This is a genomic window from Nonlabens agnitus (assembly GCF_002994045.1).
Taxonomy (GTDB): domain Bacteria; phylum Bacteroidota; class Bacteroidia; order Flavobacteriales; family Flavobacteriaceae; genus Nonlabens; species Nonlabens agnitus.
Genome location: NZ_MQUC01000003.1, coordinates 499,391 through 521,728 on the forward strand (window position 1 = coordinate 499,391; position 22,338 = coordinate 521,728).

A 22,338-nucleotide genomic window follows, 5' to 3' on the forward strand; every position below is an offset into this window, starting at 1 on the left:
TTAAATGAATCTTACAACAACTCAATTACTCATTGCTTTTGTACCAGCGCTTATCGTGGGTGCTGTAGCTTATTTATTGATCAGTTCTTTTTTGAAGAATGAAGAAAACCGTCGCATCTATCTTGCCGGTAAATCTTTAAAACCCAAAACCTTGCCCATGCGCATGGCGGCCTATGAACGATTGACGCTTTTTTTAGAACGTATGAAACCCAATAGTTTGTTGGTCAGAACCCTACCAGGCCATCTTTCTAAAAGCGAATACGAGAATAAACTTATTGCGACAATAGAGCAAGAGTTTGAACACAATATCGCCCAGCAAATTTATTTTACTGAAGAATGTTGGAATGTGATCAGGGCCGCAAAAAACACGACCATTCAGAAAATAAGACAGGTAGGTATGAGTGAAAAATCACATACTGCGGAAGAACTACGAGCACAAATCATCAATGAATTCATGGATGGTCCAGCACCTAGTGAAACGGCATTGAGTTTTGTGAGAAGAGAAGTTAGAGAGTTGCTTTAGATTTAGGCACGAGGCACGAGGCACGAGGCACGAGGCATGAGGCATGAGGCATGAGGCATGAACTCTTGTGACATATCCTGAAGATTCTTAAATCAAGAGGATCGTAAAATTCAAGTCCAGATTGGAAATCCAATTCTACAAATCAGTTCCCAATCTCAATTTCTCCTGCTCTCTTTCAGTCAATAACTCTACGACCTTATCCATCAATGGTTTATTGGCTTCTTTTGCATATTGCTCATTAACCAATTTGCGGGCATATTGATAGAAGCGATAGTTATGGTGCAGCGCTGCTTGATAGAGATCGAGATAGTTTTGATCGTCCAGATATCCTAAAGCTATTAAATAATCAAAAGCAATCTGTCGGGTTGAAGTACTGTAAATCGGTTTGGTATATTCTTGCAATTGGCCTAGATAGGCTGTTCGATCATTGTTTGAGAATCCTGTTGAATTGATGGCAAGTGTCAACCAAGCCATGTCCAGAGATTCATTGGTAGTTGACCATGCTTTTTTTGCCGTTTTGAGCAATCGGGCTTTATCGGTAGCGGCATTCCAAAGCAGCACCAAAGCATTTTCTCTGGTAGCATAGGATGCATCGGTCAACATTCCAGAAATCATTTCTTTATTGTAGTCATTGATTTCTTGTGCTGTCAAGGTGATCAACTGGCGTATTTCCAGATTATTGGTCGCAGCCGCTCGCTCTAGAAGATCATACTTGCGAGTATCTTCATGTAAACTTAATTGGCCTACCATTTCTAGAACCATTTGTTTTTGCACCGGTGGCTGCAGGGTCTCTTTGTAGCTATTCAATGCCTCTTGAAAAGGAGAGATACGTCTGGCCAGCAGCTGTAGGTAGGCTTCCATAAACAAGTCTTTGCGCAATAGGCGCAAAGCCTCGTTGCTAGGGAACTGATTGTTGGTTAGCCATGTGGATTTATAAGAGGCCAAATCCTTTCCAGACTCTTGAGACATGATATCCAGAAAATCATCTGTGGTAGCATTTTTGAATGCATATTCTTTCAAAAAGCGTTTGATTCCTGCCTTGAATGCCGCATCGCCTACTAGATCTCTTAAGGCATGAATGGCCCAGGCACCATGCTGATAAAAAGTAAGTGAACTCGCCGCTGGATCCAGCAAAGCAGTGCTTTTCCCTGACTGATTCTGTTCATTGAGCAATTCTGCCTGCTCGTAGAGATTCACGTGATAATGCTCATCGCCGTAGATATGTCGCTCGGCAAGCATGGCATAATAAGTTGCAAAACCTTCCTGCAGCCAGTGGTGCGTTCCAGATGCTTCAGTAACCAGATCCCCAAACCACTGGTGCGCGAGTTCGTGAGCATTTACAGTAACATAGCTGCGATCTACCGCGCCCAACTCATCTTGCACAAACTGATCATCAAAAATCGTTGTGCCCGTGTTTTCCATGCCGGCATACAAGAAATCCTTGACGGGAATTTGCTTATAATTTTGCCATGGATAGGCAATCCCTATCTCATTTTCTAGAAAGTCAAAGATCTCCTTAGTATGCACATAGGTACTAGACACCTTTTGCTCATCTTCAGGATAATAGTACATATCCAGCGGCACGCCACTTTGAGAGGTCGCCGTTGATATTGCATAATTTCCCACTACGACCGCTACCAGATAACTAGACATGGGATTTGTCATATCATAATTCCAGGTCATTCGGTCGCCTTCACCTTTTTTGGAAATGAGATTTCCATTGGCAACCACAGTGAGATCATCTGGTGCGGTAACGCTTATATCCCATTCCATTTTTTCGTTCATGTCGTCTATGCTGGGCAGCCAGTTGCTTGTATATTTTCCTTGACCTTGCGTCCATGCCTGTTCCCAGCGTCCATCGACGTCACTGTCAATAAAATACATGGCTTTGGTGGGTTGACTTTTAAATGCAATGGTGATGGTGGTTTTTTCGCTTTCGCGAAAGCGATATTTCAAAACTATTCCTGCATCGTTCTGGCTGGAGGTCATAGAAGGATGCGTGGTGGAACTTGCCGTAAACTCCACTAGATTCTTTGCATCGATCAAAACCTGATCGGTATCCTGAAGAATATTGATGTCAAAAGTTACCGTACCACTTACCATCTCTTGGGCTGGATCCATCGTGATCTGGACCTTAGCACTCTGGAAATCAACCGCTGGTTGATCTATCCCTTGGGCGTGGTTTTGAGTCGTTAGAAATGTGAAGAACAATAAAACAAATAGAAATCTCATAGGCTGTCAAAATACAAATATCATGCGGTTTATAGGACGCTCAAGTGGTCGCAAAGTTTAGTCTTGACCATTCCTTGCGGCAATGCTACCTTTACGCTTTAGATCCACAACCGTGCCCATTAATTTTTTAAATACACCTATTGATTACCTAAGCGGCGTAGGCCAGGCGCGTGCAGATCTATTGCGCAAGGAATTGGGTATTGAGACCTATGGTGATTTGGCAAATTTCTTTCCCAATCGGTATGTGGATCGCACACAGTTCTACAAGATCAATCAATTGGTGCCCGACACGGCCCAAGTACAGATTCTGGGTAAAGTGGTTTCTATTGCCACGGCTGGAGCTGGCAAAGCGACCAGACTGGTGGCCACCTTTGCAGATGATACGGGTCGCATGGAACTGGTCTGGTTCAAGGGACAGAAATATTTTAGGGAAAATCTCAAGATCAATGAGGTATATGTGGTGTATGGCAAGGTCTCCAGATACGGCGCGATGTATAGCATGGCACATCCTGATATGGAGCTGGCCAAGAAATACAAATCCAGACAGCAAGCAGCGATGTCGCCCATTTACCCATCTACCGAAACACTCACCAAAAGACAGCTGACCAACAAATATTTTATTGGTTTGATGCGCAAACTGTTTTCTGAAATTAAAACAGCCTTTGTTGAAACGCTACCAGATGATGTGATGCGGGAACAGCAGCTCATCACCAAGAACGCTGCAATGCAGGAAATCCATTTCCCGTCCAGCGCTGCAGGTTTGCAGGCTGCTTTAAAGCGATTGAAGTTTGAGGAGCTTTTTTTTATACAGTTAGAGTTATTGCTGCAAAACCGAATCAGAAAAACGCAGATCAAAAGCTTTGCCTTTGAAAAAGTAGGCGACCATTTTAATAATTTTTATCAATACAATCTACCGTTTGAATTGACCGGTGCACAAAAACGGGTCGTTAGAGAAATACGGGCCGACATGGCGACCGGTGCACACATGAACCGATTATTACAAGGAGATGTAGGTTCTGGTAAAACCATCGTCGCGGTGCTTACTTGTTTATTGGCTATTGACAACGGCTTTCAAGCCTGTATCATGGCACCTACTGAAATCCTGGCGCAACAGCACATGGCTGGAGTGTCAGAGTTGCTGGCGCCTACAGGTTTAAAGGTGGCTTTGCTTACAGGATCTGTCAAGACCAAAGCGCGCCGCGTTATTCACGAGGCTCTGGAAGATGGCAGTCTTGATATTCTTATTGGTACTCATGCGCTTATTGAACCTAAGGTCAAATTTCAAAACCTGGGCGTTGCCATTGTCGATGAGCAACACCGTTTTGGGGTCGCTCAAAGAGCCAAGTTGTGGAAGAAGAACAAGCTGCCACCACATGTACTGGTGATGACGGCCACGCCTATACCACGAACGCTGGCCATGAGTCTTTACGGCGATCTGGATATATCTGTGATTGATGAGTTGCCACCAGGCCGTAAAGAAATCAAGACCGTGCACCGGTATGATAAGAATAGATTGGCAGTATTCAAATTCATTAGAGATGAGATCAAAAAAGGCCGACAGATCTATATTGTATATCCGCTGATTCAAGAGTCAGAAACGCTGGATTACAAAGACTTAATGGATGGCTATGAAAGTATCGTTAGGGAATTCCCATTGCCAGACTATCAAGTGAGCATCGTTCATGGTCAAATGAAGCCTGAAGATAAGGATCATGAAATGCAGCGGTTTGTAGAAGGCAAGACCCAAATTATGGTTGCTACCACAGTCATCGAGGTAGGCGTAAATGTGCCTAATGCGAGTGTGATGATCATTGAGAGTGCAGAGCGTTTTGGCCTGTCACAATTGCATCAGTTGCGTGGTAGGGTAGGACGTGGTGCAGACCAGAGTTACTGTATACTCATGACCAGCCATAAACTAAGTAGCGAGGCCAAAACCAGACTTCAAACCATGGTAGAAACCACTGACGGTTTTAAGATCGCTGAGGTCGATCTCAAGCTGCGCGGTCCTGGCGATATCATGGGAACCCGACAAAGTGGTGTGATGGAGCTGCGCATTGCAGATATTGTCAAGGATAATGAGCTTCTTGCCGTGGCTAGAAATGCTGCGATGAATTTTCTACAGGAAGATCCATCCATTGGCCTAGAGAAAAATATCAACGTACGACGCGTGATGAATTTTCTCCAAAACAAAAAGGGCTTATGGAAGTATATAAGTTGATTATCCTGTCATGCTGAACTTGTTTCAGCATCTTTTTCGAGCGTGTCATGCTGAATTTGTTTCAGTATCGCCTTCAAATGTGTCATGCTGAATTTATTTCAGCATAAGTACGAAATAGAATTTTAGCCCACAAAATATTATTTTAAATGCATGGCAAAACGATGGTTTCATAATTACACCGTGTACATTTTGACCAATAAAAAGAATGGTGTTCTATACATAGGAATAACTGGTGGCCTAGAAGATAGATTGCGAAGACATCGATTAGGTGAAGGATCTTACTTTACCAAGAAATATAAAGCACATAGATTGGTTTACTTTGAAGAGTTTCAGCTCGTGCATGATGCCATTGCGAGAGAAAAGCAGTTAAAAAACTGGCACCGACAGTGGAAAATTAATCTCATAGAATCCGAAAATCCTGATTGGAATGATCTCGCCGAGAATTGGAAATTATAGCGAGGTTTTATCTTTTTTCTATCTTTTTCAAAGTCATGCTGATCTTGTTTAAGCATCGTTTTTAAAAGTGTCATGCTGAATTTATTTCAGCATCTGATGGTGCGGAGGTTCTGGTGTTTGTTTGGAGTCGGATTTTGATAAAAGCAATTTGCAAGAAGTATCAAGACCCTGAAACGAGTTCAGGGTGAAAGGTTTGAATGGAATAAACAAGACCCTGGAACGAGTTCAGGGTGACAGATGTTTGGTCTGTCATGCTGAATTTATTTCAGCATCTGATGGAGGGAAGTTTTGTTGTTTGTCTGGAGTCGGATTTTATTTTAATCATTTTACACGAGATAACGAGACCCTGAAACGAGTTCAGGGTGACAGGAACACAAGAAATATCAAGACCCTGAAATGAATTCAGGGTGACAAGTAAGGACAAGAATGAACAAGACCCTGAAACGAGTTCAGGGTGACAAGAAAGTCAAGAATTAACAAGACCCTGAAACGAGTTCAGGGTGACAATGGTCTGTTCTGTGATGCTGAATTTATTTCAGTAGCTGGTCATGATGTTGGAAATGAAGAATGGTTGTGACGCTTTCGCGAAAGCGAAATGACCTAAGCATTAATCCATATCATCGTCTGCAGTGGGAACGTAGGTTTTGTCGCTGTCTGCGGTGAGGCGTCTTATTTCTGCCATTTCAGAATTGGTAAGCTCGCGGTAGTGTCCCACTGGAATGTCGAGCGGTACGTTCATGATGCGAACGCGTTTCAATTTTGTGACCCGATAGTCCAGAAACTCGCACATGCGACGTATTTGACGGTTCAAGCCTTGGGTAAGGACAATGCGGAAGGTTTTCCTGCCTATTTGCTCGACCTCACAATCGCGAGTAACGGTGTCCAGAATAGGAATACCGCTGGACATGCGCTCAATGAATCGCGGGTTGATGCTATGGTCCACGGTGACGATATATTCTTTCTCGTGATTGTTGCGCGCGCGTAGGATCTTGTTGACGATGTCGCCATCGTTAGTAAGAAAGATCAAGCCTTCGCTAGGTTTGTCAAGCCTACCGATGGGAAATATGCGCGTAGGATAGTTGATGAAGTCGATGATGTTGTCCTTTTCCACGCGTGTATCTGTGGTACAGACGATACCAACAGGTTTGTTGAATGCCAGGTAGACGGGTTTTTCTTTCTTCTTGGAAATAAGTTTGCCGTCCACGGCGACGATATCGTTCTCCATGACTTTAGTTCCCATTTCTGGTACGCTGCCATTGATTGTGACGCGTTCCTGCTCGATGAGTTTATCTGCAGCGCGGCGTGAACAGTAGCCTTGCTCACTTAAAAATTTGTTGATTCTGATCCCTGTTTCTGACATGTGACAAAGGTAAGAAGATCACGGATGATGTGGATTGTGTATGTGTTCTAGACAAGCTAACTTTTTTCTGCGTGATTTGTTTGGCAAGTTTTTAAATGATGTCCTGCTGAACGTGTTTCAGCAGCTATGTGTAATGTCATGCTGAATTTATTTCAGCATCTGATGGTGCGGAGGTTCTGATGTTTGTCTGGAGTCGGATTTTGATAAAAGCATTTTGCAAGAAGTATCAAGACCCTGAAACGAGTTCAGGGTGACAGGAACACAAGACATGTTAAGACCCTGAAATGAAATCAGGGTGACAGGAATATGCGAGATCCTGAAGGGATTTTAGAATGAACACAAAAAACCGGCGTGATGCACATATATCACGCCGGTTCTTATGGGTTTTTGGAAGTTTTATGCCTTGCCGCCTAGCATCAGGAGCTCGCTGCAGACGACTTCAGTCGTGTAGCGGTTATTCCCATCTTTATCTTCCCATTTGCGAGTGGTCAACTTTCCTTCTATGCCTATTTGATTGCCTTTGGTGATGTATTTCTCGACGATCTCGGCCGTTTTGTTCCAGGCCACAATGTTGTGCCATTGAGTATCGCTCACGGTCTCGCCTTGTTTGTTTTTATACCTATCTGTAGTGGCGATAGAGAACTTGGCAATTTTCTTACCGTCTGTAAGGTTGATGATTTCTGGGTCTGCGCCTAGGTTACCGATCAATTGTACTTTGTTGTTTAAACTGCTCATAATAATTAGTTTGTATGGATTAAAAATTTGTTTGTTGCCATCGCTGATTTGATGACGGTGCAAATATGTGACGACTTCCTAATTCATAAATTATTTTAATCGGTTACTTTCGTTTATTATCGTTTGTAAACGGATAAATGCGATAAGTCACTTGGTAACAAATGGATTCAAGTATTTAACAGGATTTGGGTGGTTGGGCTGTTTTAAGAATTGAATTAAAGTTGTAGTTTGATGGTTGTATATAACGGCTAGTTGCCCACAATATTGAAAATCGTGCTAAATTTTAAATTCAGTCTTTTGATTATAGTTGGTATTCTGTTTACTAATTGTACATCGGACAAGAAATCTGAGCAATATAAATCAGACTTACAACTAACTGAAAACTTATTCAATTTCACTACCAAAATGACTACCAAGGATACAATTAAAATCTTCGTTAATTTAGATATGGAATGGTGGATGAGGCACGACGAATTGATGATAACTAAAAATAACGACGAAATTCATCTTCGAACAATTATCAGAGAAGACACAACCCTGTTAGAACCGCTTGAATATGGATGGCGAATAAATAATCTCGGGACAATTACAATCAGGAACGAAAACAATGAATTTGAAAAACACTTTGCTCTAAAATCGGAACGTATTAAAGCGGAATTCAGTAAATCTTTGATTTATGAGATAATAACATCCAATGATACGTTGAAATATCACACAAAAAGTTTAGGAGACAAAGGTCGAGAAGTAAACGCTTATTTGAAATTTATGAATAGTTATTATCCAAATGAAAAGGATTTTAGACCGTTCGAAGAAAGTCAGCTGAATGAATAAAATACTATGGGCAACAAAGAACTGAGGTAAAAAACAAGCTATTTCCTAATTTAAATTAGCCCATAAGTTTCCCTTCCAAAGATTTGATGACCCTTTGGATATGTATTTCTCTCTAAAGTGAGACCTTTTAGGCTACTCGACTCACGTATGCCGGATCGAAAGGCAGGCCACTCTTACCTATCGCAAAGGCCTGTCTGAGCAGTTTGTTCCCAACAGCTATCAAAGCCAGTTTCTTGCTCTTGCCCTTTGCCGTGATGCGCTCATACATTGCCTTGCATCCTGGATTGTGCTTACAGGCGTTAAAGGCGCACATGAACATCAAATTGCGCAGCCTCCTGTTGCCCATCTTGCTGATCCTGCTGCGACCTCTCACGCTACTGCCCGATTCACGTATCACCGGACTCATCCCGGCATAGCTGATGAGCTGTGAGGCCGTTTGAAAACGGGAAAAGCCATCGGTCAGTGCCAAAAGATAGATAGCCGTGCGGTCTCCTATTCCAGGGATGCTGCACAGATGGGCCTTTTGATTGCCGTAGAGCATCTTGACCAGATCTGCCAATTCGTTTTCCAGCACTTGTATCTGTTGATCCATATGCGTAATGCTGCACTGTAGGCTCTTGACCAATACCTCGGATGGCTCACCAAGGGTCTTCTCACCGTGTAGCTTATTCTTCAGCATCGTACGCTGCTTCAGGTACACCTCCAGCATACTACAGGTCTGAAGCATTGCTTTGGATTCCACACTCTTATTCTGATAAATGGCGACCTTTTCCTGTAGGCCATAGCTGCGTATCATCTCTGCATCGCTCTTGTCCGTCTTTACACGCTTCAATCTCATCTGGATAAAACGCTTTACCGACAGAGGATTGAGAAGGGATGACGGTACTCCAAAACCATTCAGGAACTCAAGTAACAAAACGTGGTAATATCCCGTTGCCTCCATGACCACCAGGTCCGTATCGTACAGACCCTCCAGAAACCTATGGAACCCATCATCGTTGTTACTGAAACGTTCATGTCCATAACGCTCACTAAAGACATCAAAGTGGTCCTTGCTGATGTCTACTCCAAAGACTTCTGTATATTTATCCATAATAAATAGTTTTATGAAAGGACGATTCTACAGACATTACAACAACTTAAAAACGAGATCTCAAGTCTCATAGAACTGAACGTAGTACTGTAGAAAAAGGGAAGTGGTAATCAATGTTGACGAAGTCCAATGCTTCAATGTATATCTGTACCTTAACCTTCCCTTTTGTTCTTTCTGTTTGATTTTAAAAATAAAGAGAATACAAGATTAAGATGTATATAGCTCATAGCTAATCAGTTGCTTAATCGTAATCACCGCGAATTCGACTACGTCCGAATCCACTCTGAATTGCTAACGTCAGTACCAATCCAAAATTAACGCATATTAACCCGTAACTGACGGTTATACGAGACCGTTGTGCAACATTTGAAAAATGACCCGAAACGAATTCAAAAAACATATAGAAAAGACTCTTTCAGAACTAAAACTTTATGCTGAATTATATTCGGGAAAAGAATTGCCAAACGACTTTGAGTTTGAATGGCATTTCGCTGAAAGAATAAAAGCAACTGGAAAAGATAATGTGACTGAATTGATTGCGAAAAAAGTTTATTTCGACAAAAACAAAATTTATCCTTGTGTTGACTTAATCGTCGAAAAAGTAACGGACGAAAATCGGATTTTAATAAGTGGACGAATGGCTGGTTATGAACCGAGAGAATTTGGAAAAGGTTGGAGTAATCGACCTGGACCTTTTATTTATGTAATTGGAAGCGGAATATCGACTGCAAAAGTGAATTGTAATTCCAAAGAATTTAAAAATATGCTTTATGAAAAAGGATTACTGCATTATAATACTGAATAAAAAACGTTGCACAACATTGGCTATAAGTAATTGCTTGTTCTCAACTACCTCAGAAAATCCTCGTACATTTTCAATTTGGTGCTATATTTAAGAGTATAAACAACGCAATAGTTGCATACGCAAGTACATCAGGCCGAACCGGCTTAGCCCATTCTTTAAACTAGATACGCCATGAAATCACTTCTTTTATCTATCTCGTTAATATTGTTAGTTCAATTAGAGATGATAGCTCAAACGGAATTTGTTCTAGAACCGTCTCAGAGTATGATCATGACCGGTAAAGGTCCTGGTCAAGATGCGACGATCAATCCTTTTGTTGGTCAAGATTGTTATGTCATTGTCAGAAATCTAGGGTATCGTTCATTTTACATCAGAATACAAAACGAGGGAAAGGTTGTAGAAGAAATTACTGTTGAAAAAGGTAAGTTTCAAAAAGTAAAACTTTTAAAAGGATACGAACTTTATCTAGATCCCAATCCAGAAGGAATCACGAAAGCGAGTGTTGAATATCAGAAAATAGAGGAATAATTACAGTTTAAATATTTTCACCGCACATACAGGGAAATATCTTGTAAAACTTATGACTCCATCTGCGTCTCTCGCATCATCCAGTAAGCACCATTTACCGTTTATAGCACAGGAAAATCAATAGCCGCGTTCGCTAGAAACCGTGTTTTTTAAAGGCTCGCCGTTTTTCATTCTTCGGAAATTCTCCACGATCTGTTCTACCACCGTTGGCGGGTTGCTATTGCTGGCCACATGCGGTGTAATCAAAACCTTTGGGTGTTTCCAGAAAGCATGATCCTGCGACAAAGGTTCCTTATTGAAAACATCTAGTGCAGCTCCATACAGGTGGCCGTTTTCTATACTTTCTAGCAAGTCTGTTTCAACCAAATGACCGCCGCGTGCGACATTGATTAAAAAAGCATTTTCAGGTAATTGCTGGAAAAGTGTTTGATTCAGGATGCCGCTGGTTTTTTCTGTCAACGGTAGCAAACACACTAAAATCTGAGAAATATTCAAAAAGTCATCCAGTTCTGTTTCTGTGTAACTCTTGATGCCATCAACGTTTTTGGCTGTTTTTGACCATCCCGAAACTTGAAAGCCTACGCTTTTCAATTTGGCACCTACCGCTTGTCCCAAAGTACCAAAACCTAAGATACCTACATGAACATTCTCTACACGCAAATAGGGTTGTGGCTTCCATTCACGGTCTTGCTGCGCGTAGAAGTGCAGGTTTTTAATATGGTTCAAGCATAAACCTAGAACAAATTCCTGCATGTCGCCAGACAGCTTTTCATCCACGACACGTGTGAGCTGTACATTTTCAGGCAACGATGGATCTGCAAAAAGATGGTCCACACCAGCACCTAGAGAACCAATAACCTGCAAATGGTCATATCCCTTAAAACTACCTTCTGGAGCCTTCCACGTCATGGCCATGGTCACCGCATCTGGATCGTGATCCATTTCAGGAGTCACGACTTCAAGTGACGCGTCATATTCCTGGAATGCATCGATCCATGGTTGGTAATCCTTATCATTTCTAATCAATAAAATAGCCACGCTTCTTGGTTTTGGCGCACAATGTAAGCCAGAATTAGGGTACTTGCCACATCTTTAATATGGGTTTATCGTTTTAAGTGGTTATCGCTTTCGCGAAAGCGAACTCTACTCAGCCTCAAAACAAATGAACATCATAAGTATTCCTGCCGATGCTTTTTTAGTTAATCTGTTAACATAATATTAGTACTTTTGAGTACCAACCTAATATTCATTGAAACTAAAATTAATTGCGTTATCGCTTTTATTCTGTAGCATTTGTGGTGCGCAATCACAGGTGACAGATACTGTTTATAAACCTGGTATTGATAAGCTTAACCTTTTGAGCACGCATCCTTTTGGGATTTACATTTCCCGCATCTCGCAGAATTTTAAAAAAGAACCTGTGTCTGATGTAACGATGCGCCTACAGCAACAAAGTGGCAATGTATTCCAGCCAGAATTAAAGGCCTATTTACCAGAAGATCCTTCTATACGAGAAGATTTTTCAAACACTACCTGGTTTTTTAGAATCTTTGATTTTCAGGATCAAGAAACTACACCAGCCCAGATTTTTGATTTTGAATTTGATGCCGTGCTTAAAGTATATCGGGTCGATCTGGAAATCCCTATCAATGCTAAAAGTGAGTTGCAGATAGGCTTGAGAGGTTTTACTGCCGTTAAGGGCAATTATCCTTTTTCTTATTTCTCCAGCGATAGTTCCATTGAATGGTTCCATAGCAATGTGGCTGGTGGTGAGGACGCCTTCGGTCGTAGGTTCTATGGGCTTAATCAGGTGAATTTTGAATATATCGATGCCCGTGGCCGGGAACTTTCCATGCAGCATGGCGAGCTATTTCTAGGTGGTATGGAAGCCGCTTACCATTACTACCCAAAAGTTGATTGGCTTGAAAGGAAACAAATTTACGCTAACCTTGCGCTGCACTCGGGTTGGAACATTACTCGATTTAATCGATCAGTAGATGCAGGTGTGAGCGCAGACCTGTTAAAAGAGTGGAACATGAAAAACGGGAATTTTTGGAAACTAGGAATAGGCGGCAGTGTGTTGAGAAGAAACCTGCTGGAATTTGACCAAAACGTAGATCTAGGCAACAATGATTTTTTAGGATCTGGCGAAATCATGGTGGAGTGGACAGATATCACTGATCGTGGCAATTACAACAGCTTGGGACTGAATTATCAGGAACAAACCCGCTATCGCAAAAAAGCCGAGGAAGATTATTTCTACCTGGAAGGCGACTGGTCAAGTATTAATGCTGGCTGGCACAATGCCTTTACGACATTGTTGGAAAGCTTGAGCAGCTGGACGCTTCACTACACTCATGGCCGCGAGCGCATCCAGTATTTAGTTTATGTAAAAGAAGACCTTAAGGTCAACAATGCTCCAGATCTTGAAAGCGGAATAGGAGTGAGGTTTAAATTGTAGTCTTACAAGACTTAATGGGTGTTATGCTTATGAAAGTTACGCTTTCGCGAAAGCGTGATAATTACATAGCAAAACCAATGGCAATCCAGTAAAATATTACAATACCCAATTTGCAAGTATTAAAATGCGGTTTGAATCTTTAAACTTAAACTTAAACTTAAAATTGAGATTTGGAATTTGGGTTTTTGATATTTAAGCTAGCTTTCTACCACTGATAACCCAGCTGAAAAACAATAGGTACAGCCACACCATCGTTGCGTGGGAAAATATTACCGTTGGAATAGTGAATGATTTTGAGCTCTGCATTCCACTTGCGATCAGCGCCAAAGTAAGCGCCAGCAGCTATAAAATCCTGATAGGTGACCTTAGGTCCTGTTTCCACGCCGTCAATATCTTCTCTGGTAATGAACGTAGGTCCTATGACGCTATAGGTTGCATAGGCATCAAATCCTTCTCTGCGCCAAAAAAAGAAGTTGATATGCGGATAGATAGATAGCGCACTGGTCCACTTTTTATCAATGCTATTCTCAAACGCGGTGACGCTGGCTCCATAGCCTAGACTGAAAAATTTATTGGACTTATAAACGGTTTTGGTGTAATTGGCCAGTACAGTGTTGGACGCCTTGGCATCTCCATACCAAAATATGGGAATTCCCAAACTCTCGGTACCACCAATTCTAGCATTCATCGAGAAAATCTTATTAGGAGCATAACCAATAAAATCATTTCCATAGCCTATTTGAAACGTATGTGTTGGAAAAAACGGACGATCACTTGCATTCTCACCATTAGTTTTTGGTGCCAATTCGTTGAGGTTGTACTGCACGCCTACACTATAATTTTGAATCGACGGCTGGTTTTGTTGATCCTTTGGGATATGAACGGCGTGGGCAAGCAGTTCCCATTGATCTGATAACTTATAGGTGATGCCGGCAGCCGCTAGAATAGAAAGGTATCTGTAATCTTCAACTCCAGTTTCTGTTCCCAGAGTAAATCCCTTACGAGCAACAGTAGCAGGTCCAGCCTCTATAAAAACGCCCCAGCGATCGTTCAAATGAAAATCCTTTTTGGCAGTCAATGACCATACATTGGTCCATACCGTTTTACTTAGATTGGTACCGCTGACCTTTTCATACTCAAACCAGCTGGCGGGTCGCAGTACACCATATTGAATGGCCCAATCTGGAGCAAATTCATAACCTAACAAGATCCTGCCCGAAAATCGGTTGGGATTGGTACCGTCATACGTAAATCCATCTTGAAGCTGTTCTTCATTAAAGTCATTGAAGATCATGCCTAGATTGAACTGCACGTAGGTTTTAGACAAGAATGGATAGTCCTCATTGGACTGCTGTGCGCAACATAGGCTAGCTATTAAAAGCCATAGTAATAAAACTGTGTTTTTCAATGAGTTTATTTTCAGTGATCAAAAATAACTTTTAAAACCATAGATTGAAAATAGCACCATGCTTGGATAGTTGTTCGCTTTCGCGAAAGCGAACTCATTACAAGGCATAAAAAAATCCCGACCATTGCTGATCGGGATCTTCCTTAAATGCGAGAGGTGGTTACACCTTTATTTTACTTGATTGACTACAGCTGCAAAAGCTTCTGGGTGATTCATTGCTAGGTCAGCAAGAACTTTACGATTCAACTCGATGTTGTTCTTTTTGACAGCTCCCATAAACTGTGAGTAGCTCATTCCATGCATTCTTGCACCAGCGTTGATACGCGTGATCCATAATCTACGGAAGGTTCTTTTCTTGTTTCTTCTATCGCGGTAAGAGTAAGACATGGCTTTCTCTACTGCGTTTTTGGCTACTGTCCATACGTTTTTACGACGTCCGAAATAACCTTTTGCCTGCTTGAGGACTTTTTTTCTGCGGGCTCTTGAGGCCACTCTGTTTGTTGCTCTTGGCATAATTTAATTTTTTAGTAACAGGCGATTCAAAAATGAATTCTTGTAAGCCTAGAAACTGGGTTTGTAAATGAATTAATAAACCATCAAGGTTTACAGTACGGTCTTATTTAAGACGTAATTGTAACTTGATATTGTCTTCGTCAGACTTGTGCACAAGGGTATCGTGCGTCAAGGCTAGTTTACGTTTCTTGCTCTTTTTAGTCAAGATGTGACTTTTAAAAGCGTGTTTTCTTTTGATCTTTCCTGTACCGGTAAGCTTGAAACGCTTTTTGGCACTGGATTTTGTTTTCATCTTAGGCATAAGTTCCTTTTTTAAATTCTCGCATCCTCAACATTGAAATCGTGATGTTCAAAACGCTGTTCTCGATTAACGCTCGAATCAGCTTTAAGAATCCCATCAATTTTGAGGACTGCAAAAGTAGGTTTTTTATTCTAATCTTTATAGTTAAGAAAGCTTTTTATTATGAGGATTTATTCCTCCTCATCGCTATCAGGCTCGTATAAACTTAATGCGATTTCGATATTAAGATTACCTGCTAGTTGAAGAAGTTCAGGTTCTAAGAACTTTGTTTGGACATAGAAATCCAGATACAGATTCTCGATAGCAAAATCTAAATAGATAGAGTCCTCTTTTCCTGTGTGCAGCCCATATGTATTTATATTACCAAGACATTTATAGTTTTGCTTCAAGAAATTTACGGCATCTGCTTTCTGCCTGTCAAAGTCATTATAATCAGCATTACTAACTTCCAGCTGAAAACCATTTGTTTCATGAAACTCAGAATCCAGTTTCATTCTATGGTCTCTTTTTTCACCTATTCTACATACGGAATAAGCTTTTAATTTTGAAAATAATAGGAATTCGTCAACCTTAAATTTTTCTCCCGAAACTCTCAGAATACAACTCATTGAATGCTTTTTAAAAACATGTCAAAACTATAAAAGACTGTTCCCATTGTGGGGACAGTCTTTTATCTATTTTCTTTCAGTCTAGCGATCTATACACTAGAAAAACGTCTTTATTTCTTCTTAGGAGCTAAGAACATATTCATGCGCTTACCTTCCATTTTAGGCATCTGTTCTACTTTACCCAGTTCTTCTAGATCTTGGGCAAGTCTCAATAAAAGTATCTCTCCTTGATCCTTGTAAATGATAGAACGACCTTTAAAGAATACGTACGCTTTTAATTTGGCACCTTCTTTTAGAAATTTCTCGGCATGATTCTTTTTGAACTCATAATCGTGATCATCTGTATTGGGTCCAAAACGGATTTCCTTAATGACCACTTTAGAAGCGTTTGCCTTCATGGCTTTCTCGCGCTTCTTTTGTTCATAGACAAACTTTTTGTAGTCCATGATCTTTGCCACTGGTGGATCAGCATTAGGAGAGATCTCTACAAGATCCATTTCCATTTCCTGAGCTTTGGCTAGGGCATCTCTAGTGTCGATAATTTGGGGTTCAACACCTTCTCCTACCAGTCGTAGTTTGCGTGCACGTATTTTTTCATTGATCGCGTGCTTGTCTTCTTTGATAATCCGCGCTGGTCCGCGGCTTCTGCGTCTTCTTATTGCTATGGCTAAATAATTTTAATTAAACTTCAAATGTTTTGATACTGCTGGCGACTTCCTTTTGAATCAAATCTGCAAATTGTTGTGCCGTCATTGTTCCTAAATCGTCTCCACCATGTTTACGTACAGAAATAGTGCCATCCTTTTCTTCTTGCTCACCTACTATTAACATATAGGGTAATTTGGCCATTTCTGCCTCGCGGATTTTCTTGCCCATTGTCTCGGCCCGATTATCTACTGTGGTACGAATTTCGTTAATTTCTAGTGTTTCCGCTACCTTTTTTGCATAATTTTCATATTTCTCACTCAAAGACAGCACGGTACACTGTTCAGGCATCAACCATAAAGGGAAATTACCGCCAGTGTGTTCCAATAGGATGGCGATAAATCGCTCCATACTTCCAAATGGCGCTCTGTGGATCATGACAGGTCTGTGTGACTCATTGTCAGCACCTTTGTACCATAGATCAAAGCGTTCTGGCAGATTGTAGTCCACTTGAATGGTACCCAACTGCCAACTGCGACCCAAGGCATCCTTAACCATAAAGTCCAGTTTAGGGCCATAGAAGGCAGCTTCACCTTCTTCAACCACATAGTCCAATCCTTTGGCCTGCGCAGCTCTAAGAATCGCGATTTCTGCTTTTTCCCAGTTGTCCAGATCTCCTATGTATTTCTCTGGCTTTTTAGGATCTCGTATGCTTACCTGTGCGGTGAAATTTTCAAATCCTAAAGATCCGAATACATAAAGCACCAAATCAATCACATCCATAAACTCCTTATCCAATTGATCTGGAGTACAGAAAATGTGTGCATCATCTTGTGTAAAGCCACGCACACGGGTCAATCCATGTAGCTCACCACTTTGCTCATAGCGGTACACCGTACCAAATTCTGCAAAGCGTTTTGGTAAATCCCTGTAGGACCACTGGATGCTTTTGTAAATCTCACAATGATGAGGACAGTTCATGGGTTTTAATAGGAACTCCTCATCTTCAGCTGGTGTATGGATAGGCTGGAAAGAGTCAGCACCATATTTCTCATAGTGACCGCTGGTGACGTATAATTCTTTAGAACCTATGTGCGGAGTCATGACCATTTCATAACCTGCTTTTTTCTGGGCAGCTTTTAGAAAGTTTTCCAGACGCTCTCTAAGCGCAGCACCTTTAGGCAACCATAATGGCAAACCTTGACCTACACGCTGTGAAAAGGTAAATAGCTGTAATTCCTTGCCCAGCTTTCTGTGGTCGCGTTGTTTTGCCTGTTCCAGTAACTCTAGATACTCGGTGAGGTCTTTTTGTTTTGGGAAAGAGATACCATACAACCTGGTAAGTTGCGGGTTGTTCTCGTCACCACGCCAGTACGCACCGGCGATACTCATTATTTTAAAGGCTTTGACAATTCCGGTGTTTGGAATATGTCCGCCGCGACATAAGTCTGTAAAGGTGTCGTGATCGCAAAAAGTGATCTCTCCATCGGTCAAGTTTTGAATCAGCTCAACTTTAAAGGGATTGTTTTCTTCCTTGTATTTGTTCAGGGCATCTGCTTTTGATACGCTGCGCATGGTAAATTCATGCTTACCGCGAGCAATCTCTATCGCTTTTTTCTCGATGGCGGGAATGTCAGCTTCAGTGATGGAACGCCCAGCAAAATCAATGTCATAATAGAAACCATTTTCAATGGCTGGTCCTATCGTTAATTTGGCTTCAGGAAACAATTCTTCAACGGCCTGTGCCATGATGTGGGAAGAAGAGTGCCAGAAGGCCTCTTTACCTTCTTTATCATTGAAAGTGTATAAGACAAGGTGGCCGTCTGTTTCTATAGGCGTTTTGGTCTCGACCTTTTCACCGTTAAAACTGGCACTAATCACGTTGCGTGCCAGGCCATGGGATATACTCATGGCGACATCCATAGGTGTGGTGCCGCTTTCAAACTCTTTGATGCTGCCATCTGGCAGGGTAATCTTAATCATAACTACAAAATATGAGCGGCAAAGTTAAAACCTTTCAAACGATTGGCAACGTCCATGAGGCAAACTAAAGTTCCAAATAGAACGATATTTTCGTATTATTGAAAGACTTAAACCACTCACAATGAAAATGTTTGTAACACTTCAAAACCCTTGCGCGTACATAAGTGTTTTGATGTTTTTCGCTTTCGCGAAAGCGAACTCACAAACAAGCCCCACAAACATCTCAAAAAAGTCCTACTCCATCACTAAGGACTCCAGTAGGGAAGAGCTGTTTGATATCATTGATGAATTGAAAACAGACCACCAGTTAGAGGTAAAGTTATTTGCTTACCAGCGCAATGAAAATCACGTCAAGGAATTGGGAATCGCGGTCAAGCCGGTCAATGAAGACTGGATAGAATACGTCGCCAATAATGAAAATGGGATCGATCCCATTTGCATGGTGGTAGGTGATGGCAGTGTGGATCGACTTTCTCTCTGTAACGAACCGATAGTACAAGCCGAGATTGCAAATACACTACAACAACCTTCAAACATCCTGGCGGAATCAGAAACTTCTGTTCCATTAAATATCACGCGCACCCAGGAGCTGGATAGTTTGAGAGCCGTGGCAACGCTTGCTAGCATCGAGCGCCAGTCTGCTAGACAGGAACAACAAATGGATCGGGTCAAGTCGCAAAATGAGCAACTGGAACAAATTAAAGAGACGCTATCTACAGATACGGATTCCATCAAAATGGAAAAAGCGCTGCGCAAAAAAGAGCTGCAGGAATTGCAGGTTGAAGTCAGCCGTTCCCGACGGGAGCGCCAGACGCTGGCCTACAACAATGAACGGGCCAAGGCAAAAAGAGACAGCCTGCAGGCCCAACAGCAACGACTGCAAGAAACCTTACTTAAACAGGAAGAAATGCTCGCCCAGGCGCTGGCCCAACAGGCGCGTTATGAAGAACTCATTAAAAAGCAGCAGGAAGTTATAGAAGAGCAAGGCCTTAAATCAGAAACTGCAGAAAGTCTCAAGGCTTACCGCAAGGCCATGCTGGGAGAAGATGACGGTAGCAACTTTAAATCCCAAGGTTATTTGATTTTTGCATTGGAGCAATGCCTCTATAAAGTCTATGACGGCTATTCCATTGTGTACGGCAACCAGGGAAACTTTTTGTTTACCATTAATGAAGAATTAAAGCAAACGCCTATGAGCGGCACACTCAAGATTCAAGGAGAATCGTTCACCTATAATTATTCTGGTAATGTGTTGTATATCAAGAATGAGAATGGTGATCTGGTCAATCAAAATGGAGAGCCACTGGATACCTTGAATAAGTTTTAGAAAACGATACTGATATCTTTTGGTCATAATACCAGCTTTCGGAATAAAGAGTATTTTTGAATTATAAAACCACTGATCATGAATGCATTTGTAGGGAAATCGCATTACTTGAGAGCCATACTTTTTTTGCTGGGTATCGCTTTCGCGAAAGCGCAATCCACAACCACCACTTCACAAAACGATATCCACGAGATCAGCATCACCTCAAAGGATGATCGCACCTCGCTTTTTAAAAAGATCAACATGATCAAAGATGCTTACGGAATCACTACAAAATTCAAGGATTACGAATTGGGCCGTGTAGGATTGACGGCAATTGAATTGGAATTTGCGCCGGCAGTCGGTTCTTCACAAACGATCAAGAGTATTGATGCATCAGGTATAACACCACAGGTATTACGTATTGAGAAATCAACGAAGCGCATAAGCTACGCAGGTACCGCAAGTGAGAACACCACAGCACTTGCAACCACCAATGCTGCTCCAGAGGTGCCTAAAGCAGTCACCAAATCGCAAACTAGCTCAACGTACAGCATCAAATCAACTACAGTTACTGATCCTGATAAACTAGAAGAATCCCAAGTGGATCAAAGCGGTCCTCAAGAAATCACTGCAAATGAAAAAGCAGCACTCGAAGCCGAAAGAAAACGCGCAGCGCAAGAAGTAGAGGCCGCAGCCCAAGAAAAAGTCGCAGCCCTTCAAGCAGAAAAGGAAGCTTCTGCTCAAAAAGTAAAGGAAGAGCAACTTGCTGCTCAAAGAGCTCAAGCTCTAAAAGAAGCCGAAGCTCTAAAATTACAGCAGGAGCAACTCAAGGCTCAAAAGGCAGCTTTGGAACGTGAAGAAGAAGCAAAGAAAGAAGCGCTCGCAAATCAGCAAGCTGCAGCGCAGGCTCAAAAGAAGCTTGAAGCAGAACAAGCAAAAGCTAAACTAGAAAAAGCAGCTCAAGAAAAAGCCTCAGCTATGCAGGCAGAAAAGGAAGCTGCTGCTCAAAAAGCTAAAGAGGTACAACTTGCGGCCCAGAAAGCTCAAGATCAAAAAGAAGCCGAAGCCCTAAAAAAACAGCAGGAACAACTTGCGGCTCAAAAAGCAGCTTTAGAACGGGAAGAACTGTCAAAGAAAGAAGCACTTGCAAATCAGCAAGCTCAGGCGCAGGCTCAAAAGGAATTGATGGTTCAAAAAACGCCTGTAGTACCAGAATCTCCTGCGATCAAAGAAAAAATGGTAGAGAAAAGTGACTTGGCCCAAAGCGCTAATGAATCCGCACAAATGGAAATGGAAAACGACCTAGTCGTTAGAAATAAGAAAAAAGTTGATGATGCTGCTCTTGCTGCTTTGAAGGCTAAAGAGAAAAAGGCTGTCGAACAGGATGATGATGCCAGCATGAAGGCGACTATAGCAGAGCTTAAAAAGCTACAGGATCGAGAGGCACGCAAGGTCAAGAAAACAGATGTAAAAGGCCAAGGCTATGTCTTTATCAACGCACAGCAATACACCTATGAGGTTTACAAATCACGTACTTTGGTATATGACGCTTTGGAACGTACGGTACTGGTATTGCCCATGGAAGTGGACGAACGCCCGGTAAGTGGAACCGTTAGCATCAGCGGATTGCGTTATCAATTCAATTTAAAGAATAACATCATCACGCTTAAAAATGGTGCTGGTGAATTGGTAGATCTTGAAGGGAACAAATTATAGATTTTATAAATCTAGAAATAAAAAAGCACGCCTAACAGCGTGCTTTTTTATTTTGAATGATACTGAAGCCCTATTCTTTTGAATTATCAATAACGATATTTTTAGTTGAATAACTACAAAAATAGTTTTTTAACTAAAATAATAGTTATATGTTTGAATTGCGTTAAGGATTGAGGCAAGCTACCGCGTAGCGCCGAAAGCCCGACCGTCCCGATTTTGATCGGGATGGGAACGCCCAAATAACTGAACACATGGAAAAACTGACCCAAAAGGAAGAAGAGGTGATGCAGGTGCTATGGCAGCTGGAAAAGGCCTTTGTTAAAGAGATTGTGCCGCAGCTGGATGGCTCCAATCACTACAACACCATATCGACCGTAGTGCGCAAGCTGGAAGAAAAGGGGTTTGTGGGTTACAACGCCTTTGGTAAGACGCATCAATATTTTCCCATCGTCGATAAGGAAAGCTACCGCAATAAATATGTGAATAACGCCATGACCAGTTATTTTAATAACTCGTACAAAAACATGGTGTCCTTTTTTGCCAAGGAAGAAAAAATTAGCGCCAAGGAATTGCGCGAGATCCTGGAAATGATTGAATCTAAAAAGGACTAGCC

At 41.7% G+C, this 22,338-nt stretch carries 21 protein-coding genes; 10 read left to right on the plus strand and 11 right to left on the minus strand.

The features are described 5' to 3' along the window. The first annotated feature begins 4 nt into the window (after nucleotides 1–4). Nucleotides 5–523 (plus strand): DUF7935 family protein, encoded by a 519-nt coding sequence (locus tag BST86_RS02465; RefSeq protein ID WP_105981870.1) that lies wholly within the window; start codon nucleotides 5–7, stop codon nucleotides 521–523. Nucleotides 524–658: 135 nt separating this feature from the next. Here BST86_RS02465 and BST86_RS02470 read toward each other — a convergent pair whose 3' ends face one another. Next, entirely contained in the window at nucleotides 659–2,755 is a 2,097-nt protein-coding gene (locus BST86_RS02470; protein WP_105981871.1) for a M1 family metallopeptidase, read from the minus strand. Between the two features lie 82 nt (nucleotides 2,756–2,837). Between BST86_RS02470 and recG the strand changes: the two genes are divergently transcribed. Then, complete coding sequence (gene recG, locus BST86_RS02475; RefSeq protein ID WP_394340884.1) at nucleotides 2,838–4,973, plus strand: ATP-dependent DNA helicase RecG; 2,136 nt, start codon at nucleotides 2,838–2,840, stop codon at nucleotides 4,971–4,973. Between the two features lie 150 nt (nucleotides 4,974–5,123). After that, nucleotides 5,124–5,429 (plus strand): GIY-YIG nuclease family protein, encoded by a 306-nt coding sequence (locus BST86_RS02480; protein WP_105981872.1) that lies wholly within the window; start codon nucleotides 5,124–5,126, stop codon nucleotides 5,427–5,429. Between the two features lie 607 nt (nucleotides 5,430–6,036). Here the strand turns inward: BST86_RS02480 and rluF are convergent. Both rluF and BST86_RS02490 read right to left on the minus strand, forming a co-directional pair. Further along, nucleotides 6,037–6,789: a 23S rRNA pseudouridine(2604) synthase RluF gene (gene rluF, locus BST86_RS02485; protein WP_105981873.1), complete on the minus strand. Its 753-nt coding sequence runs from the start codon at nucleotides 6,787–6,789 to the stop codon at nucleotides 6,037–6,039. Between the two features lie 396 nt (nucleotides 6,790–7,185). Next, nucleotides 7,186–7,524, minus strand: coding sequence for a single-stranded DNA-binding protein (locus tag BST86_RS02490; RefSeq protein WP_105981874.1), 339 nt, complete (start codon nucleotides 7,522–7,524; stop codon nucleotides 7,186–7,188). Between the two features lie 405 nt (nucleotides 7,525–7,929). Between BST86_RS02490 and BST86_RS02495 the strand changes: the two genes are divergently transcribed. Beyond that, nucleotides 7,930–8,355, plus strand: coding sequence for a hypothetical protein (locus BST86_RS02495; RefSeq protein WP_146126692.1), 426 nt, complete (start codon nucleotides 7,930–7,932; stop codon nucleotides 8,353–8,355). Between the two features lie 127 nt (nucleotides 8,356–8,482). On the opposite strand, the gene BST86_RS02500 is transcribed toward BST86_RS02495, so the two are convergent. Continuing rightward, the gene (locus BST86_RS02500; protein ID WP_105981876.1) at nucleotides 8,483–9,448 is read right to left on the minus strand and encodes an IS110 family RNA-guided transposase; all 966 of its coding nucleotides are present in this window, start codon (nucleotides 9,446–9,448) and stop codon (nucleotides 8,483–8,485) included. Between the two features lie 373 nt (nucleotides 9,449–9,821). Here BST86_RS02500 and BST86_RS02505 point away from each other — a divergent pair, with 373 nt between their 5' ends. Continuing rightward, nucleotides 9,822–10,253: a hypothetical protein gene (locus tag BST86_RS02505; protein ID WP_105981877.1), complete on the plus strand. Its 432-nt coding sequence runs from the start codon at nucleotides 9,822–9,824 to the stop codon at nucleotides 10,251–10,253. A 171-nt stretch (nucleotides 10,254–10,424) separates the two neighbouring features. After that, a complete protein-coding gene (locus tag BST86_RS02510) occupies nucleotides 10,425–10,781 on the plus strand; it encodes a hypothetical protein (RefSeq protein WP_105981878.1) in 357 nt (118 codons plus the stop codon). A gap of 117 nt (nucleotides 10,782–10,898) precedes the next feature. Here BST86_RS02510 and BST86_RS02515 read toward each other — a convergent pair whose 3' ends face one another. Then, nucleotides 10,899–11,819: a 2-hydroxyacid dehydrogenase gene (locus BST86_RS02515; protein WP_105981879.1), complete on the minus strand. Its 921-nt coding sequence runs from the start codon at nucleotides 11,817–11,819 to the stop codon at nucleotides 10,899–10,901. Between the two features lie 211 nt (nucleotides 11,820–12,030). Here BST86_RS02515 and BST86_RS02520 point away from each other — a divergent pair, with 211 nt between their 5' ends. Beyond that, nucleotides 12,031–13,242 carry a hypothetical protein gene (locus tag BST86_RS02520; protein ID WP_146126693.1) on the plus strand — a complete coding sequence of 404 codons (1,212 nt, stop codon included), beginning with the start codon at nucleotides 12,031–12,033 and terminating at the stop codon, nucleotides 13,240–13,242. 205 nt (nucleotides 13,243–13,447) lie between these two features. Here BST86_RS02520 and BST86_RS02525 read toward each other — a convergent pair whose 3' ends face one another. The 6 genes from BST86_RS02525 to thrS all read right to left on the minus strand — a co-directional run bounded on the left by BST86_RS02525 (nucleotide 13,448) and on the right by thrS (nucleotide 18,700). Continuing rightward, nucleotides 13,448–14,650 (minus strand): acyloxyacyl hydrolase, encoded by a 1,203-nt coding sequence (locus BST86_RS02525; protein ID WP_146126694.1) that lies wholly within the window; start codon nucleotides 14,648–14,650, stop codon nucleotides 13,448–13,450. A gap of 168 nt (nucleotides 14,651–14,818) precedes the next feature. After that, the gene (gene rplT, locus BST86_RS02530; protein ID WP_055412293.1) at nucleotides 14,819–15,163 is read right to left on the minus strand and encodes a 50S ribosomal protein L20; all 345 of its coding nucleotides are present in this window, start codon (nucleotides 15,161–15,163) and stop codon (nucleotides 14,819–14,821) included. Nucleotides 15,164–15,266: 103 nt separating this feature from the next. Then, nucleotides 15,267–15,464: a 50S ribosomal protein L35 gene (gene rpmI / locus BST86_RS02535; RefSeq protein WP_055412294.1), complete on the minus strand. Its 198-nt coding sequence runs from the start codon at nucleotides 15,462–15,464 to the stop codon at nucleotides 15,267–15,269. 170 nt (nucleotides 15,465–15,634) lie between these two features. Next, nucleotides 15,635–16,072 (minus strand): hypothetical protein, encoded by a 438-nt coding sequence (locus tag BST86_RS02540; RefSeq protein ID WP_105981882.1) that lies wholly within the window; start codon nucleotides 16,070–16,072, stop codon nucleotides 15,635–15,637. A gap of 110 nt (nucleotides 16,073–16,182) precedes the next feature. Next, nucleotides 16,183–16,695 (minus strand): translation initiation factor IF-3, encoded by a 513-nt coding sequence (gene infC / locus BST86_RS02545; RefSeq protein WP_262491894.1) that lies wholly within the window; start codon nucleotides 16,693–16,695, stop codon nucleotides 16,183–16,185. 58 nt (nucleotides 16,696–16,753) lie between these two features. Next, nucleotides 16,754–18,700, minus strand: coding sequence for a threonine--tRNA ligase (gene thrS / locus BST86_RS02550; RefSeq protein ID WP_105981884.1), 1,947 nt, complete (start codon nucleotides 18,698–18,700; stop codon nucleotides 16,754–16,756). Between the two features lie 121 nt (nucleotides 18,701–18,821). On the opposite strand from thrS, the gene BST86_RS02555 reads away from it, so the two are divergent. The 3 genes from BST86_RS02555 to BST86_RS02565 all read left to right on the plus strand — a co-directional run bounded on the left by BST86_RS02555 (nucleotide 18,822) and on the right by BST86_RS02565 (nucleotide 22,336). Further along, entirely contained in the window at nucleotides 18,822–20,027 is a 1,206-nt protein-coding gene (locus BST86_RS02555) for a hypothetical protein (protein ID WP_146126695.1), read from the plus strand. Nucleotides 20,028–20,105: 78 nt separating this feature from the next. Beyond that, entirely contained in the window at nucleotides 20,106–21,725 is a 1,620-nt protein-coding gene (locus tag BST86_RS02560) for a hypothetical protein (protein WP_105981886.1), read from the plus strand. A gap of 251 nt (nucleotides 21,726–21,976) precedes the next feature. Continuing rightward, entirely contained in the window at nucleotides 21,977–22,336 is a 360-nt protein-coding gene (locus BST86_RS02565; RefSeq protein ID WP_055412300.1) for a BlaI/MecI/CopY family transcriptional regulator, read from the plus strand. Nucleotides 22,337–22,338 lie beyond the last annotated feature (2 nt).